General features: G+C 31.1%; 13 protein-coding genes and 1 riboswitch. Of the genes, 4 read left to right on the forward strand and 9 right to left on the reverse strand.

The features are described from left to right. Nucleotides 1–3: 3 nt before the first annotated feature. The 8 genes from M6G78_RS07335 to M6G78_RS07370 all read right to left on the reverse strand — a co-directional run bounded on the left by M6G78_RS07335 (nucleotide 4) and on the right by M6G78_RS07370 (nucleotide 12,915). Nucleotides 4–1,221, reverse strand: coding sequence for a leucine-rich repeat protein (locus M6G78_RS07335; RefSeq protein WP_171020592.1), 1,218 nt, complete (start codon nucleotides 1,219–1,221; stop codon nucleotides 4–6). 228 nt (nucleotides 1,222–1,449) lie between these two features. Further along, nucleotides 1,450–5,724: a 2-hydroxyacyl-CoA dehydratase gene (locus M6G78_RS07340; RefSeq protein ID WP_253230023.1), complete on the reverse strand. Its 4,275-nt coding sequence runs from the start codon at nucleotides 5,722–5,724 to the stop codon at nucleotides 1,450–1,452. Between the two features lie 117 nt (nucleotides 5,725–5,841). Beyond that, nucleotides 5,842–6,267 (reverse strand): Lrp/AsnC family transcriptional regulator, encoded by a 426-nt coding sequence (locus M6G78_RS07345; protein WP_138268801.1) that lies wholly within the window; start codon nucleotides 6,265–6,267, stop codon nucleotides 5,842–5,844. A 95-nt stretch (nucleotides 6,268–6,362) separates the two neighbouring features. Continuing rightward, nucleotides 6,363–7,523 carry a methionine adenosyltransferase gene (metK, locus tag M6G78_RS07350; RefSeq protein WP_138268802.1) on the reverse strand — a complete coding sequence of 387 codons (1,161 nt, stop codon included), beginning with the start codon at nucleotides 7,521–7,523 and terminating at the stop codon, nucleotides 6,363–6,365. 65 nt (nucleotides 7,524–7,588) lie between these two features. Continuing rightward, nucleotides 7,589–7,687: riboswitch (SAM riboswitch) on the reverse strand. A gap of 146 nt (nucleotides 7,688–7,833) precedes the next feature. After that, on the reverse strand, nucleotides 7,834–8,211 hold the full coding sequence (gene dhaM / locus M6G78_RS07355) for a dihydroxyacetone kinase phosphoryl donor subunit DhaM (protein WP_138268803.1): 378 nt from the start codon (nucleotides 8,209–8,211) through the stop codon (nucleotides 7,834–7,836). 83 nt (nucleotides 8,212–8,294) lie between these two features. Then, nucleotides 8,295–9,764 (reverse strand): stage IV sporulation protein A, encoded by a 1,470-nt coding sequence (gene spoIVA, locus M6G78_RS07360; protein ID WP_138268804.1) that lies wholly within the window; start codon nucleotides 9,762–9,764, stop codon nucleotides 8,295–8,297. A gap of 69 nt (nucleotides 9,765–9,833) precedes the next feature. Next, nucleotides 9,834–11,153 carry a ribosome biogenesis GTPase Der gene (gene der / locus M6G78_RS07365; protein ID WP_253230024.1) on the reverse strand — a complete coding sequence of 440 codons (1,320 nt, stop codon included), beginning with the start codon at nucleotides 11,151–11,153 and terminating at the stop codon, nucleotides 9,834–9,836. Between the two features lie 13 nt (nucleotides 11,154–11,166). Then, nucleotides 11,167–12,915: an NFACT family protein gene (locus M6G78_RS07370; protein ID WP_253230025.1), complete on the reverse strand. Its 1,749-nt coding sequence runs from the start codon at nucleotides 12,913–12,915 to the stop codon at nucleotides 11,167–11,169. A 106-nt stretch (nucleotides 12,916–13,021) separates the two neighbouring features. On the opposite strand from M6G78_RS07370, the gene M6G78_RS07375 reads away from it, so the two are divergent. From M6G78_RS07375 to dhaL, 4 genes are all read left to right on the forward strand, one after another. Then, complete coding sequence (locus tag M6G78_RS07375) at nucleotides 13,022–13,564, forward strand: manganese efflux pump (protein WP_253230026.1); 543 nt, start codon at nucleotides 13,022–13,024, stop codon at nucleotides 13,562–13,564. Between the two features lie 299 nt (nucleotides 13,565–13,863). Further along, a complete protein-coding gene (locus M6G78_RS07380) occupies nucleotides 13,864–14,625 on the forward strand; it encodes a DeoR/GlpR family DNA-binding transcription regulator (protein WP_253230027.1) in 762 nt (253 codons plus the stop codon). Between the two features lie 91 nt (nucleotides 14,626–14,716). Beyond that, on the forward strand, nucleotides 14,717–15,709 hold the full coding sequence (dhaK, locus tag M6G78_RS07385; RefSeq protein ID WP_253230028.1) for a dihydroxyacetone kinase subunit DhaK: 993 nt from the start codon (nucleotides 14,717–14,719) through the stop codon (nucleotides 15,707–15,709). 11 nt (nucleotides 15,710–15,720) lie between these two features. After that, a complete protein-coding gene (gene dhaL, locus M6G78_RS07390; protein WP_253230029.1) occupies nucleotides 15,721–16,335 on the forward strand; it encodes a dihydroxyacetone kinase subunit DhaL in 615 nt (204 codons plus the stop codon). Between the two features lie 66 nt (nucleotides 16,336–16,401). On the opposite strand, the gene M6G78_RS07395 is transcribed toward dhaL, so the two are convergent. Further along, nucleotides 16,402–18,075 carry a formate--tetrahydrofolate ligase gene (locus M6G78_RS07395; RefSeq protein WP_253230030.1) on the reverse strand — a complete coding sequence of 558 codons (1,674 nt, stop codon included), beginning with the start codon at nucleotides 18,073–18,075 and terminating at the stop codon, nucleotides 16,402–16,404. Between the last annotated feature and the right edge of the window lie 5 nt (nucleotides 18,076–18,080).

Consider the following 18,080-nt stretch of genomic DNA (forward strand, 5'->3'; position numbering starts at 1 on the left):
AATTTAACGAACTTTTTTATATTTATAAATACTTAAACCTGCTATTCCCACAACGGAAACCAATACACCTATAATATAATAAACCATGTTGTTTTCGTCTGATGTATCAACCGATGAAGAAGGTTTATCCGTTGAAATGTTATCTGATTTACCTTCACTCTTTACACTTTCATTATTTTTATCATCATCGTTTTGAATATTATAATTTGAGTTATCATATCCGCATACACTGCATTTTCCGTTTACATACTCGTGTTCTTCAAAAACCGCCGTTACAACAACATCGTTTTGAGGCATCGTAAACGATGTTTCCTTCGCATTTTCATCCTTAAAGCTTATCTGAGAACTATCCGAGCTCCACTTTAAAAAGTGTCCGTTTTCATCATTGTCATCTGCTTTCACCGTTACGCTTTGTCCGATACCATAAGAACCGCTTCCCGTTCCCTTCACTACCGTAAGATTTTTCTTCTCAAAAGTTATATAATCTGCATACCCCATCCAAACCTGTGCGTTCTTATAGCTTTCCAAGCTTCCGTAAGGAACGTATATTCTATTAATATTATGACAATACTGAAATGCCGTAACATTAACAGTAGGAGGAATTTCACTGTTTAAATAAATAGTTTCAAGTGGAGAACAAAGATAAAAAGAATTCAAACCAATTGCCTGAAGAGTATCGGGTAATGTTATTTCCTTTAAAGAAGAACAATTTGCAAATAATCCTGTTTCAATGGATGTTATCTTTCCAAAAATAGTTACTTTCTCTAAAGATCGACAACGATTAAATACCCCTCCATCCATTGAAACAACACTTTCTGGTATAGTTATTTCCTCCAAAGCAATACACTCTTCAAATGCAGAAGCACCTATTGAAACAAGAGTGTCCGGAAACGTTATTGTTTTTAAAGAAGCACATTGAAAAAACGCCTTACTTTCAATGGAAGTAATTAAATACTCGTTCCCATTAATATCTGCTATTTTTCCCGTTAAATCCAAATTCGTAAATGTTGCACCATCGTTCTTTCCTATGGAAAGTTCGTTTCCCGATGCCGTTACGTTTCTTATTACCAATGTATCATCTTCACTGTTCGTTAAAGTTTCAGCATTGACATCATATGTCCAATCTCCCGTTGCCGCAAAACTTATATTTGGCATAAAACAGAACATAAACGTAAAACATACCACAGCCATTAAAATATATTTGAGTATTTTTTTCTTCATTATTTTTCTCATTTAATTTTAATGTTATATGTTATGATTATTTTACCATATCGGCTGTTTATTTGTATATCACCCGTTTTTCATAAAAAATGGGTATAATGACTACACACACTTTAAATACAAATTTTATTACTGTATCTCATAAAAAATATTTTATAAATCAAAACTTCATTTTAATTTATAAAATATAAAAAAGAGTTTTAGAAATATCTAAAACTCTTTAAATATTTATGCATCGACAGTTTCAGCTTCAAGAACTTCTTTTAAATTCATATTTGCTTGAGAAAGCATAAGCTTGATTCTGTTAAGCTGATTAACTTCACTTGCTCCAGGGTCGTAGTCTATTGCAACAATATTTGATAAAGGATACATTTCTCTTATTTTCTTAATTACCCCTTTACCAACGACGTGGTTTGGAAGGCAACCGAAAGGTTGTGTACAAACAACATTGTTTACGCCTGATTTAATAAGTTCTAAAATTTCACCTGTTAAGAACCAGCCTTCTCCTGTCTGATTACCAACAGATACAACATCATTTGCATAATAAGCAAGTTTATTTATTTGATTTGGCGCATTAAAGTGTACGCTCTTTGCACATTCTTCTTTATAAACTTTCCTGTATGTTTCTATAAAGTTTATTCCTAAATTGGATATTGTTGCGCTGATTTTCTTCATACCAAGTTTATCTGATTTAAAGTTATTGTTATAGAAACAGTATAATAAGAAATCAAGAAGATCCGGCATAACGGCTTCCGCTCCTTCTTTTTCAAGTAAGTCTACCAAATGATTATTTGCTCCGGGAAGGAATTTAACAAGAATTTCACCTACTATTCCAACTTTTGGTTTAACTTCATTTGTAATTGGAAGTTCATCAAACTCTCTTATAATATTTCTTATGTTTTCATGGAAAACTTTTTTAGAAGAACGAGGTTTTGATAAATCTTTTATACATTTTTCTTCCCATTTTTTATGAAGTAAATCTGCAGAACCTTTTACTACTTCGTAAGGTCTCATTCTATATAACACTCTCATAAACAAATCGCCGTAAACAACAGCCTGCAAACCTTTGTTTAAAAGTTTAGGTGTTATTTTAAATCCTTCGTTTGTTTCTATTCCGTTTGCATTTAGGGAAATTACAGGAATATGTCCCATTCCGGCATTTTCAAGAGCTCTACGAATAAATCCGATATAGTTTGTCGCTCTGCATCCTCCACCTGTTTGAGTTATCATTATGGCAACTTTGTCAGTATCGTATTTACCTGAATTCAATGCTTCCATAATTTGGCCAACAACAATCAAAGAAGGATAACAAGCATCGTTATTTACATATTTTAGCCCTATATCAACAGCTGTTTTACTATCATCTTGTAATGCTTCATACTTATACCCACAAGCATTAAGAGCAGCTTCAAACAATGAGAAATGTATAGGAGACATTTGAGGAGAAAGAATTGTATAATCTTTCTTCATTTCCTTTGTAAATTCAACTCTTTCATAGCTTGATTTTTTTATTTTTCTCTTTGTTTTTTTCTTATCTCTTATTTTAAGTGTTGCAAGAAGTGAACGAATTCTGATTCTTGCAGCTCCTAAGTTATTTACTTCATCAATTTTAAGTACAGTATGAATTTTTCCTGCAGAAGATAAGATATCTTTTACCCCGTCAACAGTAACAGCATCAAGACCACAACCAAATGAGTTAAGTTGTACAAGATCAATATTATCTTTTGTCTTTACAAAGCTTGCAGCTTTATATAATCTTGAATGATACATCCATTGATCCATTACAATAAGAGGTCTTTCAACTTCACCAAGATGAGAAACGCTGTCTTCGGTTAATACTGCAATACCATAAGAGTTTATCATTTTATCAATACCATGATTTACCTCAGGGTCTACATGATATGGTCTGCCGGCAAGAACAATCCCTCTCTTTCCTGTTTCATCAAGATATTTTACTACTTCTTCGCCTTTTTTCGCTATTTTTTCTCTTACGTTTAAAAGCTCATCCCAAGCTTTATCAACGGCTTTTGAAACATCATTTTTATCTAAGTCAAAACCTGTTTCTCCACCTTTTGTAAATTCTCTAATTATTCCTTCTTTTATTGTATTTTTATTTGTAAATGCAAAGAAAGGATTTAAAAATTTAACATTTTCACTTTCGATTTCTTCGACATTATTTTTGATGTTTTCTGCATAAGATGTAACAATAGGACAGTTATAATGGTTTCCTGCTTCAGGTGTTTCATCTCTTTCATAAGGAATACAAGGATAGAATATAGTTTTTATTCCTTGTCTTATTAAATATGTAACATGTCCATGAGAAAGTTTTGCAGGATAACATTCTGATTCACTTGGAATTGATTCAATTCCATATTCATAAAGTTTTCTCGTTGATACAGGAGAAAGAACAACTCTAAACTTAAGCTCTTTAAATAAAGTAGCCCAGAAAGGATAGTTTTCATACATATTAAGAACTCTTGGAATACCTACAGTTCCGTTTATTGCTTCTTCCTCACTCAACGGTTCATAATCAAAAGTTATTTCATTTTTATATTCAAACAAGTTTATATCAGTCGCCTTATCTTTATGTATTCCAGCCCCTTTTTCGCATCTGTTTCCTGTTATAAACTTTCTTTTACCACCGTCAAAACTATTTATTGTAAGATAGCAGTTATTTGTACATCCCTTACATCTTGTTGTAACAGTAGTATATGTAAGTTTATTTATTCCTTCCAAGTCAAGCATGGAAGTTTCTTTTCCTTCTTCATATCTTTCTTTTGCTATCAAAGCAGCACCAAAGGCTCCCATAATTCCTGCAATATCAGGTCTTACGGCATCATGTCCCGAAATTTTTTCAAAGGCTCTTAAAACAGCATCATTATAGAAAGTTCCACCTTGAACAACAACGTGTTTTCCAAGATCATCAGGATTTGTTAATTTTATTATTTTATATAATGCATTTTTTATAACTGAATAAGCAAGTCCTGCAGAAATATCGCTTACCGGTGCACCTTCTTTTTGAGCTTGTTTAACGTTTGAATTCATAAATACAGTACATCTTGTTCCAAGGTCTATAGGATTTTTTGCAAACAAAGCTTCTTTTGCGAAATCTTCAACGCTGTAATCAAGAGATTTAGCAAAAGTTTCAATAAATGAACCACATCCTGAAGAACAAGCTTCGTTAAGAAGTACATTATCAACAGAACCATTCTTTATCTTTATGCACTTCATATCTTGACCGCCAATATCCAAAATACAATCAACTTTTGGATCAAAGAAAGATGCAGCATAATAATGAGCTATTGTTTCAACTTCTCCTTCATCTAGCATAAGAGCTGATTTTACCAAATCTTCCCCATAACCTGTTGAACATGAATAAACAATTTTTGCATCTTTTGGAAGTTTTGAATAAATATCTCTCATTGCTTTCATGGTAGTTTCCAAAACAGAACCATTATTACTGCTGTAGAAAGAATATAACAAATCTCCCTCTTCACTGCAAAGTGCAAGTTTTGTTGTTGTAGACCCCGCATCTATACCAAGATAACAATTTCCTTTATAGTTTTCCAAACTACCTTTTTTTACTGTATGAACAGCATGTCTTTTTGTAAAATCTTCATAATCTTCCTTACTTTCAAAAAGACTTTCCATTCTTTTTATTTCACTATTTAGCTTTATCTCACTATTTAATCTTGTTTCTAATTCTTCTAATGTAATATTTTCTTTTTCTTCACTGCTTAAAGCTGCCCCTATGGCTGCAAACAAGTGCGGATTTTCTGGAGATATTACATTTTCATCTTCTAAATTAAGAGTTCTTATAAAAGCTTTTTTAAGTTCACTCATAAAATAAAGAGGACCACCTAAGAAAGCAACATTACCTCTTATTGGTTTACCACAAGCAAGCCCGCTTATTGTTTGATTAACAACAGCTTGGAAAATAGAAGCTGCAAGATTTTCTCTTGTTGCGCCTTCATTAATAAGCGGTTGTATATCACTTTTTGCAAATACCCCGCATCTTGCGGCAATAGGATATATATTTTTATAATCCTTCGCAAGTTCATTAAGTCCGTTGGCGTCTGTTTTTAACAATGAAGCCATTTGATCAATAAAAGAACCTGTACCTCCTGCACATATACCATTCATTCTCTGTTCTATTCCACCGTCAAAATAGATAATTTTGGCATCTTCTCCACCAATCTCTATTGCTACATCGGTATTTGGATGAAATTTTCTAAGAACAGTTGAAACCGCAACAACTTCTTGAACGAAAGGAATATTTAAGTAACTTGATAGGCTAAGCCCACCTGAACCTGTTATAACCGGGTAAATTTTACAATCCCCTATTTTATCTAAAGCCTCTTTTATCATACTTAAAAGAGTATCTTGAATATTTGCAAAATGTCTTTCATATTTTGAATATAAAATATTATTATCAATGTCCATAATGACTACTTTAACAGTAGTCGAGCCAATATCTACACCTAATTTATTAATTGATTCCATTACACCCATCCCAAATAATTATCATTTATTATAATTCTTTAAATTTTAAATAGCAATAAAAAAGCCGAAAATTAGAAGCAATTTTCGACTATTTTTCATATTTATTTCATTTTTATATCAAAAAATATTATCTTTTACATGAGCATACATAACAACAAATGTTTCTGTTGTTCCAAATTGTTGTGCTCCTTCAAGAAGCTCTGCAAGGTGAGTTGTACTTGTTACATAAGCTTTTATTATTAGAGAATACTGCCCCGTTAAATAATAAAATTCGCTTATTTCACTTGTATTATTTGCAAACTCCTTAAATTCATCATACTTACTTGCGGGCATATCTATGGTAATAAATACGGTTATCCCTTGACCAAGTTTTTCTCTGTTTATTATAGCTTTATAAGCAGTAATTATTCCTTTTTGTTCTAATCTTTTTACTCTTTCAGCAACAGCAGGAGCAGATAAGCCAAGCTCGTTTGCCAAATTCTTCATTGTAATTCTTCCGTCAACATTTAATCTTTCTAGTATTTTTCTATCAATTACATCCATTTTTTTTCTTACTCCCCGGTAATAATTTGCTACTTATAAAATATATTACAACATTTAATTAAAATAATAAAGAATTTTTTTTAAATTACTTTATTTTATAAATATTTTTTTAAATCTTCTACTTTATCTAATTTTTCCCAAGGGAATTCACTTCTGCCAAAATGTCCATAAGCTGCTGTTTGTTTATAAATAGGACGTCTTAAATCAAGATGTTCAATAATTTTTGTAGGTCTTAAATCAAAGTTTTCATTTATTATTTCAACTATTTTATCATCACTTAATTTTGATGTACCATAAGTATTTACATATATACTTACAGGTTTTGCAACCCCGATTGCATATGCAACTTCAATTTCAATCTTTTCACATATACCGCTTGCAACAATATTTTTTGCAATGTATCTTGCCATATATGAAGCACTTCTATCTACCTTTGTAGGATCTTTCCCTGAAAAGGCCCCGCCGCCATGTCTTGCATATCCGCCATATGTATCTACGATTATTTTTCTTCCTGTAAGTCCACTGTCTCCTTGAGGTCCGCCTATTACGAATCTTCCTGTAGGATTAATAAAGTATTTTGTATTTTCGTCTAAAAGATTTTCATCTATAACTTCTTTTATAACATACTCTATCATGTCATGTTTAATTGTATCTAAAGATACTTTTTCATCATGTTGTGTTGATATAACAACTGTATCAACTCTTACAGGCTTATCGCCTTCATACTCAACAGTTACTTGAGTTTTTCCGTCAGGTCTTAAATATTCTAAAGTTTTATTTTCTCTTACTTCTGTTAATTTTAAAGCAAGTTTATTTGCAAGCGAGATAGGAAGAGGCATATATTCTTCTGTTTCACTGCAGGCAAAACCAAACATTATACCTTGATCTCCTGCTCCGTTTTCTTCTTCATCTTCTTTAGCATCAAGAGATTTATCAACGCCCATTGCAATATCGCTTGATTGCTCATCTATTGATGTGATAATGCCACATGTATTTCCATCAAAGCCAAATTTGGCTCTTGTATACCCAATATCTGTAATTGTTTTTCTTACGGTTTTGGGAATATCTACATATCCGCTTGTAGTTATTTCTCCCATTACAAGAACAAGTCCCGTATTTATTGCACATTCACATGCAACTCTGGCATTTGGATCTTGTTCTAAAATAGCATCCAATACGCTGTCACTTATTTGGTCACATATTTTATCCGGATGACCTTTTGTAACAGATTCTGATGTAAAAAAGTGTTTATTCATTATTTCCTCCCATTTGTGACCTTAAATAAAAAAATTCTCATAGGAACCTATGAGATTAACTGCCTTCCTCATCATTCGGAAAAATCCCGTAGGTATTGGCACCGTACAAACTGTCGGTTGCCGGGTTTCATAGTGCCTATTCACTCCACCACTCTAAATAAGGTCTATTATTTTACAATTGGAATATTACCATATAAATAATATAAAAGCAATAATTTATTTTATTTTATTATAAAATATAAAAAAAGCTGTTATTAAATACAGCTTTTCTAAAATATATTTAATTAATTCTTTATTCTAATATAAAAAATTAAAATTTATTTATTGTTTTACATTCGTTAACGGCAGTTTTTACTCCCTCAATATCTCCCCCGCTTTGAATTGTAACAGCTGCGGCAATACCACCTTCAACAATTGGTCCATCTATCATATAAGCCTCGTTCTCACACATATCAAGTGCCATTTCCGTTGTCATTACGGCACTTCCAAGATCCATCATTATAATAACACCATCTCCGCTGTCAGCTTCAGCAATGCCGTTCATGATTTTTTCCATATCAGTACCGATACTTCCGTCACTTAAACCTCCCGCAGCAACAATTTTTACATCTTTTGCCATTTGTGCAGCAAGTTCTTTTACTCCAAGAGCAACTTTTTCACTGTGAGAAACAATAACCATACCTAACATAAGAATATCCTCCATTATTTTATTTATAGTATTATATCATAATTATTAATATAAACAAAAAAATAAGAGGAAATCCTCTTATTTTAAAGCCATAAAATTATAAGTCCACCTCTGCCTGAATTTACAACTCTTGTAAGTGCTTTTTGAACTTTTATTTTATTGTCATCTTCAATAGATGTAAGTTTATTTTGCATATTATCGCTTATCATATTTTTTAAATTTCTTCCAAAGAATTCACTTTCCCAAATTTTTTCTTGATCATTTTTATATTCATCCATTATTTTATCATAAAACACCTGACATTCTTCCTCTGAACCTATTGTAGGACTTATTGATGTTTCTACATTTGTACATATAATATGAAGTGCAGGAGCAGAGGCTTTTATTTTCACCCCGTGTCTTGAAGATTTATTTATCATTTCAGGCTCATCTAATACATAATCTTCAAACTCAGGTGTAACTATTCCATACCCGCTGTTTCTTGCAACATCCAAGGCAGATGCTATTTTTTCATATTCTCTTTTTATATTAGTAAGGGATGAGATAAGCATAAATAAATCGGATTCGTTTTCTATAGTAACTCCGTTTTTTTCGTTTAGCATTCCATAAAATACGCTGTTATTTATATTAACATCAATATGTATAACACCAAGACTAAGATCTATATTTGATATATTCATTTCAAAATTATCAAATTTCGATTCTTTAATTCCCTTTAAAACTTTATTTAAAGTATCATTCTTATTTGAATTTGATAAAATAAAATTATATATTTCCTTGTTTATTTCATCTTCTTTATCTAATAAGTCTGTCCACAAAGGAAGAGAATAGTTAATTTCTTTAACAGGGAATTCAAACAAAACATCCAAAAGAAGATTTTCGATATCATCAAGAGTCATATTCATAACATCTAAAATAATAACTTTACACCCATACTTTTCTTCCATACTCTTACAAAGTTCTTTAGACTTACTGCTTGAAGGATTTTTTGTATTAAGAATTGTAACAAAAGGCTTATTAATGTTTTTTAGTTCATTTATTACTTTTTCTTCTGCTTGAACATAATTTTCTCTATCTATACCGCTTATACTACCGTCTGTTGTTACAACAATCCCTATTGTAGAATGTTTTTCTATAACTTTTTTTGTTCCTATTTCTGCAGCTTTTTTAAAAGGCATAGGATTTTCGTCCCATGGGGTTCTTATCATTCTTTCTTCATTTTCGTCCATATCCCCAATAGCTCCTTCTATTACATATCCTACACAATCAACAAGCCTTACATTCAAATCAATTCCTCCCCCAAGAGAAATATTTGCGGCAGTATTCGGAACGAACTTAGGCTCACAAGTCATTATTGTTTTTCCCGAACCGCTTTGAGGAAGTTCATCTATGGCTCTTTCCTTTTTAAACTTATTATCTATATTTGGTATTACAAGTTCATCCATAAATTTTTTTATAAAAGTGGATTTACCTGTCCTAACGGGTCCTACCACGCCCAAATATATATCTTTACCCGTTCTTTTTGATATATCTTCGTATATTCCCAAATTCATAAGAAAACCTCCAAACTCATGTATCTTACTTATACATATTCATTTGGAGGTTAAAATATAATTATTTTTTTAATTTTCTTGTTTTCTTCTGTATATTAATTTTATAGGAGAACCTAAAAATGTAAAAGCTTCTCTTAATTTGTTTATTAAATATCTTGAATAAGCTTCTTGTTCAAGTTCTGGGTCATTTACAAAAATAACAAATGTTGGAGGTGAAACCGATACTTGAGAAAAATAGAATATTTTCATTCTCTTTGTACCTTTTGCAGGTGGATTGTTCATCATTACTGCATCCCCCATTATTTCGTTTAAAAGACCAGTTGTAACTCTCTTTGAATATTCTTCAAGAACCTGTTCAATTAACGGCATTAATTTATGTGTTCTCTTTTTCTCAGTTGCACTTATGAAAAGTATAGGAGCAAAATCAAGGAAATATAAAGAACTTCTTATTTTCTTTTCCATTTCCTTCATCGTATTTGTTTGCTTTTCAACTAAATCCCATTTGTTTATTACAATAATAACAGCTTTAAACCTATCTTTTATAAGTCCGGCTATTTTTACGTCTTGTTCTGTTACGCCTTCCATTGCATCAATCATAAGAAGACATATATCACTTCTTTCTATTGCCCCTATTGCTCTGATTGTGGAATAATGTTCTATATCATCATATATTTTTGCTTTCTTTCTTATACCAGCTGTATCAATTAAAGTATAATTTTTACCTTCATAATTAAATACTGTATCTATGGCGTCTCTTGTAGTTCCGGAAATGTTACTTACTATAACTCTGTTTTCTCCAAGAAGAGTATTTACAAGACTTGATTTTCCTGCATTTGGTTTACCTACAACGGCAATCTTGGTTCTTTCTTCTTCATCTATTCCCTTTTTATTTTCAGGGAAATGAGCAACAACTTCATCAAGTAAATCACCAAATCCAAGAGCATGTTCAGCACTTATAGCTATTGGCTCTCCTAATCCTAAATCATAAAATTCATATCTTAAATAATCTATATCAAAAGAATCAATTTTATTTACTGCTAATACACATGGTTTTCCGCTTTTTCTTATCATATTTGCAACATCTCTGTCAGATGCTGTAACTCCGCTTCTTCCATCAACGACAAGAACAATAACATCAGCCATATCAATTGCTAGATTAGCTTGTCTTTTCATTTGTTTTAAAATTATGTCATCACTTTTTGGCTCTATACCGCCTGTATCAATCAAGAAGAAACTATTTCCGCCCCATGATGTATCAGTTATAATTCTATCTCTTGTTACACCTGGTGTATCTTCAACAATAGAAATTCTTTTTCCTGAAATCTTATTAAATAAAGTTGATTTACCGGTGTTTGGTCTTCCTATTAACGCAACAAAAGGTTCTCTCATTTTTCTCCTCCTTTTAACTACTTAATTTATCTATCATTTTAATGTCTTCATCACTTAAAGTAACCTGTACTGTTTCATTATCTGTATAAATTACTTTTCCTTCTTTCATTCCGCTTGGTTTCTTTACATATTTTATATATGTGTAATCAACTGGTACATTTGAAGAATTCTTTGCTTTTGAATAATAAACACAAAGTTTACAACCAAGCTCTAATGCTTCATTGGAATATTTACCATTGTTTGTTCTTATTATAACATGAGATGAAGGAATATCTTTAGTGTGAATCCATAAATCTGTTTTAAAAGCAAATTTTCTTGTTAAATAATCATTATCAAGAGAATTTCTTCCAACATATATCTCATATCCATCACTGCTTTTAAATACAAGTTTCTTTACTTCTTTTAAATTTGACCTTTTTTTCTTTTTCTTTATATATCCAAGCTGTTCTAATACTCTTTTTATTTCTTCAACCTCAGGATATGTCTTTGCTCTTTCTAAATATAAAGACTGTGATTCAAGGAAATAAACATTCTCTTCCCCTTCTTTAATAAGTTTTTGCAAATATTTCTTTGAATTTTCAAGTTTTGAATACTTTTTAAAATATTTATTTGCATTTTCACTTGGCGATAAGGCAGGATTTAGGGAAATAGTCATTTCTTCATATGGTTCTTTAAAGAAATTTAAAACTTTTACGCTTTTATCTCCTTTTTTAATATTATGAAGATTTGAAAGAAGCAACTGACCTTTGATGTTATATTTTTCACTGTCTTCTGCTTTTTGCAAATCTTTTTTTCTAAGTTCAAGTTTATGTTCTTCTCTTGATAAAGTCCTGTTTATAAGATTATATACATCTTTATATACAACCTTTAATCTGTTCATCCTATCAATTTCATGATAATATTCGTCTATCATTTCAGACGGAGATGAAAAATTCTCTTTGTCAAGATTATCATAGGCTTTTATGTCAATACAAACATAGTCTTTATTTTTACCGTCTTTTTTATATAAATTATAAGTAAGCTTATTATCAAGACCTTCAAAATATTTTTTTATTGAACTTACTACATTTTCTATATCATTTTTTTCCAGATCATTTAAACCTACGTTTTTATCTATATTAAGACCATCTGTTACTTCATCAAAAATAACGGGACTTATACCATTAAATGTTGCCATTAAAGCTTTTTTTAATGTAGTATCCCCCTTGCTCATTATATTGTCTATCGCTACAAATTCATTAAAATTCATGGGATTTAATCTGTCTTTTGTAGGATATTCATAGTCAATCTTAGGAACAACTTCTCTAAGTAAAGGATTATCAGGTTTTATGTGTTTTATTGAATCTATTATCTTTTTACTTTCATCATCAACCAAAATTAAGTTTGAATTTCTTCCCATAATTTCAGCTATTAAAGTAAGATTTTGATAATCCCCAAGCAAGTTTATACTTTCAAAATGAATTTTAATTATTCTATCAAACTCATAACCGTCAATATCCGTTATAACAGCTCCTGAAAGATATTTTCTTAGAAGCATACAAAAACCGTAAGGCTCATTCATCGAAGCATTATAAGTGTTTATAAAATGAACTCTTGGTGTAGAGGAGCCTGCATTTATAAGTAACATTTCTTTTTCATTTCCAAAAGTATGAAGTACTACTTCATACTTTGTAGGCATATATATTTTATTAATCTTACTTCCTATAAGTTTATTTTTAAGCTCTTTTATTAAAGCATAAGTTGTAATTGAATCAAAAGGCATTTTTATTTTCTCCTTTATTTGTTTAACAGAGTAAATTATATATTAATTTTATTTTATTAGCAAATATATAATAATAAATTTTTATTAAAAAATCATGAGGGGTTCTATGGGGTTTATAAGTTTGTTTTTAATAGCCGTTGTGCTTTCCATGGATGCATTTTCAGTTTGTTTATGTATTGGAATGAGTAAAAATATAAATACAAGACAAGTATTAAAGGTTTCTTTGTTCTTTTCTTTTTTTCAAGGTTTAATGCCTATTATAGGTTATATGTTAGCAATAAATTTCAGTACAAAAATAAGTCATATTGATAATATTATAATTTTCTTTTTGCTTTCTTTTATCGGAGTAAAAATGCTTTTTGAATCTTTCAAAGAAAAAGAAAATAAAAAATATTATTCTCTTCCACTATTAAAGATATTGTATTTATCATTAAGCGTAAGTATTGATGCCTTGGCAATAGGAATTTCATTTGCGTTTATGAATATAAAAATTATTCCCGCAATAATATTAATTGCACAAACAACTTTTTTAATGTCCATTATTGGAATTTTATCAGGAAGTTTTTTAGGAAAAATACTAAAAAACAAAGGAGAAACTTTGGCTGGAATTATACTTATTATTATTGGAATAAAAGCATTATTTGAATAAATATACATATATATCTCATATGTAAAGATAATTTTATATATAAGAGAACCTTTTATATATGAACTATTATATAAATTCCATATAATAATATAAATCACTGTAAAAGTCAAAATGTTGACCATAAAGAATATATTTTTAAAAGATAAAACAGCAATTAAATTTCATTTTAAAAGTTAAAGAAATTTAATTGTTCTTTTTTTTTCAAAAAAAATAAGTAGATGAAAATTTATAATTGACAAATAATTTTATTTTTGTTACATTAGTTATGTAAAGGTTTATATTTATATTTGGAGGAAAAAATGTATAAAGAACAAAGGCAAGAAACAATTCTTCAATATATATACGAAAAAAAAGAAGCAAGTGTAAAAGAATTATCAAAGATGCTTGGTGTATCAAACGTAACAATTAGAAAAGACTTAATAGAACTTGCAAATATGGGTAAAATTTTAAAAACTCACGGAGGAGCAACATCCGTAGAAAGTATATTATCAACAGAAACTCCTCATTATCAAAAAGATAAAACATTCAGAGAAGAAAAAGAAAGAATTGGAAAAGCTGCCGCAAAATTAGTCGAAGAAGGTAATACTATTATAATAGATGGAGGGTCAACACCTTATCATGTAGTACCTAATATTTTAGATAAAGAAGTCATGGTTATTACAAATGATGTAAAAGCAGCATATAAACTGGCGCTAGATTCAAAAGCTAAAGTTTTAGTTTCAGGAGGCTACATAGAAAAATCTGTGTTTTCTCTTTTAGGCTCTACTTCAGAACATCTATTCCAAACGACACATTCAGATATTGCTTTTATAGGTTTAGATGGCATGGATATAAACTACGGAGCAAGTGTAAAATCATTTACGGAAACACCTGTAAAACAAGCAATGATTAAAAATGCAGAAAAAGTAGCTGCTGTAATTGACCATTCAAAATTAAATCAAAAAATGCTTATTAAATTTGCAGATATAGAAGATTTTGATTATATCATCACAGATGAAATGAGTGATGAAGGCATAAAAGCTTACAAAGAAAGAGGCGTAGAAGTAATCATTGCAAAATAAAAAGACCAAAAGGTCTTTTTTATTAAAGTAGATATAATTTTTTTCATAACTTTTAACTACTATGATATAATTCCATAAAGGAGGTTTTTATATGAAAAAATTTATCAATAAACCTGAAAACGTAGAAAACGAAATGTTAAGCGGAATTGCAAAAATGCATCCGGAATATGTAAAAAGACTTGAAGGTCTTGACGTAATCGTAAGAAAAGACAAAAAAGAAGGAAAGGTAGCATTAATAAGCGGAGGAGGAAGCGGACACGAACCTGCTCATGCAGGATATGTTGGATACGGTATGCTTGATGCAGCAGTTGCAGGACCTGTATTTACATCTCCTACTCCTGATCAAATTTACGAAGCTATTAAAGCAACAGATGCAGGAAAAGGGACTCTTCTTATAATTAAAAACTATACAGGAGACGTTATGAACTTCGATATGGCTGCTGAAATGGCTGCTATGGAAGATATTCAAGTTGAACAAGTAATCGTAAATGATGATGTTGCTGTAAAAGACAGCCTATACACAACAGGAAGAAGAGGCGTTGCGGGAACAGTATTTGTTCATAAAATTACAGGTGCAGCTGCAGAAGAAGGAAGAAGTCTTGATGAAGTAAAAAAAGTTGCAGAAAAAGTAATTGCAAATGTTAGAACAATGGGAGTTGCAATTTCTCCATGTACTGTACCGGCGGCAGGAAAACCGGGATTCGAAATAAACGACGACGAAATGGAAGTAGGTATCGGTATTCACGGTGAACCTGGAACTCATAAAGAAAAACTTACATCAGCTGATGAAATAACAGCTCATCTTCTTGATTGCATACTTAAAGATTTAGACTTTGAAGGAAGCGAAGTTGCCGTAATGATAAATGATTCAGGAGCAACACCTCTAATGGAACTTTATATTGTAGGAAACAAACTATCTGACATTTTATCACAAAAAGGAATAAAAGTTTATAAGAGCTTCGTAGGACATTATATGACATCAATCGAAATGGCAGGTTTTTCAATAAGCTTACTTAAACTTGATGATGAACTTAAAGCACTTCTTGACAGCAAAGCTGATACACCTGCTTTTAAAACACTATAAGGAGAAAGAAATTGACAAAAGAAACTTTAATAGAATTAATTAAAAATATAGCAAAAAAAATTGAAGAAGAAAAACAATTTTTAACAGATCTTGACAGCGAAATCGCTGACGGGGACCATGGAATAAACATGGCAAGAGGATTTGAAGCCGTAGAAGCAAAGCTTGATACCGTTAAAGATAAAGACTGTGGAACAATATTAAAAACAGTAGGAATGACTTTAGTTTCAACTGTTGGAGGAGCAGCCGGACCATTATATGGAACAGCCTTTATGAAAGCCGGAATGGTTCTTGCAGGAAAAGAAGAATTAAACGGCGAAGATTTCATAAAATCTATGGAAGCAGCAATTGAAGGCGTAAAACAAAGAGGAAAATCAGATAAAGGTGAAAAAACAATGCTAGATTCTATGATTCCTGCTTATGATGCATTCAAAGAAAACATAGATAAAGATACAAAAGAAGCAATGAAAGAAGCCTTAGATGCTGCAAAAGAAGGAATTGAATATACAAAAACAATAATTGCAACAAAAGGTAGAGCTGCCTACATTGGAGAAAGAAGCATCGGACATCAAGATCCCGGAGCTACATCTTTTACATATATGATTGAATGTTTATATAATATTTTATAAAATAAAAAACCTGACAAAATGTCAGGTTCTATTTTAAGGAAAAGACCGCTTATGCGGTCTTTTTTATTAGAATAATCCGGAAATCTTTCCATTTTCATCAACATCGATATTAAATGCAGCAGGTTTTTTACCAAGACCCGGCATTTTCATAACATCACCGGCAAGAGCAACTATAAATCCGGCACCGGCTGATACTGTTAAATCTTTAATTGTAATTCTAAATCCTTCAGGTCTGCCTAACTTGCTTGGATCATCAGATAGAGAATATTGAGTTTTTGCAATACAAATAGGCATTTTATCAAAACCAAGTCTTTCAAAGTTTTCAATTTCTTTTTCTGCTTTCTTTGTATAGTCAACACCGTCAGCACCGTAAATCTTTGTTGCGATTGCATTAATTTTTTCTTTAATTGGTAAATCTAGATCATAAGAGAATTTAAAGTTATTTTCTTCTTCACAAAGCTTGATAACTTCTTTGGCAAGTTCTTCTCCGCCTTCTCCGCCTTTTTCCCAAACTTCACTTAATACTACATTTACACCTAATTTTTGACATTCGTCTTTAATTAAGTAAATTTCAGCATCAGTATCGTTTACGAATTTATTTATTGCAACAACACATGGAAGACCAAATACATTTTTGATGTTATCAACATGTTTAATTAAATTTGGAAGTCCTTTTTTAAGGGCATCAAGATTTTCACTGCCCAAGTCATTTTTGTTAACCCCACCATTGTATTTTAAAGCTTTTACTGTTGCTACAATAATTACGGCATCAGGTTTTAAATCTGCTAATCTACATTTAATATCAAGGAATTTTTCAGCACCAAGGTCAGCACCGAAACCTGCTTCCGTTACAACATAGTCACAGAAGTGTTTTGCCATTTTTGTTGCAATAACACTGTTACATCCATGAGCGATATTTGCAAAAGGACCACCATGAATAAATGCAGGTGTGCCTTCTAATGTTTGTACTAAATTAGGTTTTAAGGCATCTTTTAGAAGTGTTGCCATAGCACCGTTAGCTTTTAAATCTCTTGCAGTAACTGGATCTCCGTCCATGTTATAAGCTACAACTATATTACCAAGTCTTTCCTTTAAGTCAGTGATATTATTCGCAAGACAGAAGATTGCCATAACTTCACTTGCAACGGTAATATCAAAACCATCTTCTCTTGGAGTACCGTTAACTTTTCCTCCAAGACCGCAAACAATATTTCTAAGTTGTCTGTCGTTTATATCAACTGCTCTTCTCCATACTATTCTTCTAACATCAATATTACATTCATTGCCTTGATGTATATGATTATCAATCATAGCAGCAAGTAAGTTGTTAGCAGCTGTTAGGGCATGAATATCTCCTGTAAAGTGAAGATTAATATCTTCCATTGGAACAACTTGTGCATATCCGCCGCCTGCTGCTCCACCTTTAATACCAAATACCGGTCCCAATGAAGGTTCTCTAAGAGCCATGATTGTTCTATAACCAAGTCTTCTTATTGCATCCGCAACACCTATTGTAGTTGTTGTTTTACCTTCCCCTGCTGGAGTTGGATTTATGGCAGTAGTAAGAATAAGTTTACCGTTTTTATCTTCAGTTCTTTTTAAAACGTTATAATCAACTTTAGCTTTATATTTCCCATAAAGTTCTATATCGTCTTCTCCAAGACCTATTCTTTTGGCAACTTCTCTTATGTCTTCCATTTTTGCTTCTTGAGCAATTTCAATATCACTTTTGTAACCCATTTTTA

This window comes from Anaerofustis sp. NSJ-163, assembly GCF_024135845.1.
GTDB classification, from domain to species: Bacteria; Bacillota; Clostridia; order Eubacteriales; family Anaerofustaceae; genus Anaerofustis; species Anaerofustis butyriciformans.

What these genes read in the sequence shown, in the direction of transcription:
- M6G78_RS07345 (WP_138268801.1), bottom strand. Translation starts at nt 6,267, where the DNA reads ATGGATGTAATTGATAGAAAAATACTAGAAAGATTAAATGTTGACGGA.
- M6G78_RS07380 (WP_253230027.1), top strand. Translation starts at nt 13,864, where the DNA reads ATGTATAAAGAACAAAGGCAAGAAACAATTCTTCAATATATATACGAA.
- spoIVA (WP_138268804.1), bottom strand. Translation starts at nt 9,764, where the DNA reads ATGAATTTGGGAATATACGAAGATATATCAAAAAGAACGGGTAAAGAT.
- M6G78_RS07370 (WP_253230025.1), bottom strand. Translation starts at nt 12,915, where the DNA reads ATGCCTTTTGATTCAATTACAACTTATGCTTTAATAAAAGAGCTTAAA.
- M6G78_RS07375 (WP_253230026.1), top strand. Translation starts at nt 13,022, where the DNA reads ATGGGGTTTATAAGTTTGTTTTTAATAGCCGTTGTGCTTTCCATGGAT.
- M6G78_RS07335 (WP_171020592.1), bottom strand. Translation starts at nt 1,221, where the DNA reads ATGAAGAAAAAAATACTCAAATATATTTTAATGGCTGTGGTATGTTTT.
- dhaM (WP_138268803.1), bottom strand. Translation starts at nt 8,211, where the DNA reads ATGTTAGGTATGGTTATTGTTTCTCACAGTGAAAAAGTTGCTCTTGGA.
- M6G78_RS07340 (WP_253230023.1), bottom strand. Translation starts at nt 5,724, where the DNA reads ATGGAATCAATTAATAAATTAGGTGTAGATATTGGCTCGACTACTGTT.
- der (WP_253230024.1), bottom strand. Translation starts at nt 11,153, where the DNA reads ATGAGAGAACCTTTTGTTGCGTTAATAGGAAGACCAAACACCGGTAAA.
- dhaK (WP_253230028.1), top strand. Translation starts at nt 14,717, where the DNA reads ATGAAAAAATTTATCAATAAACCTGAAAACGTAGAAAACGAAATGTTA.
- M6G78_RS07395 (WP_253230030.1), bottom strand. Translation starts at nt 18,075, where the DNA reads ATGGGTTACAAAAGTGATATTGAAATTGCTCAAGAAGCAAAAATGGAA.
- metK (WP_138268802.1), bottom strand. Translation starts at nt 7,523, where the DNA reads ATGAATAAACACTTTTTTACATCAGAATCTGTTACAAAAGGTCATCCG.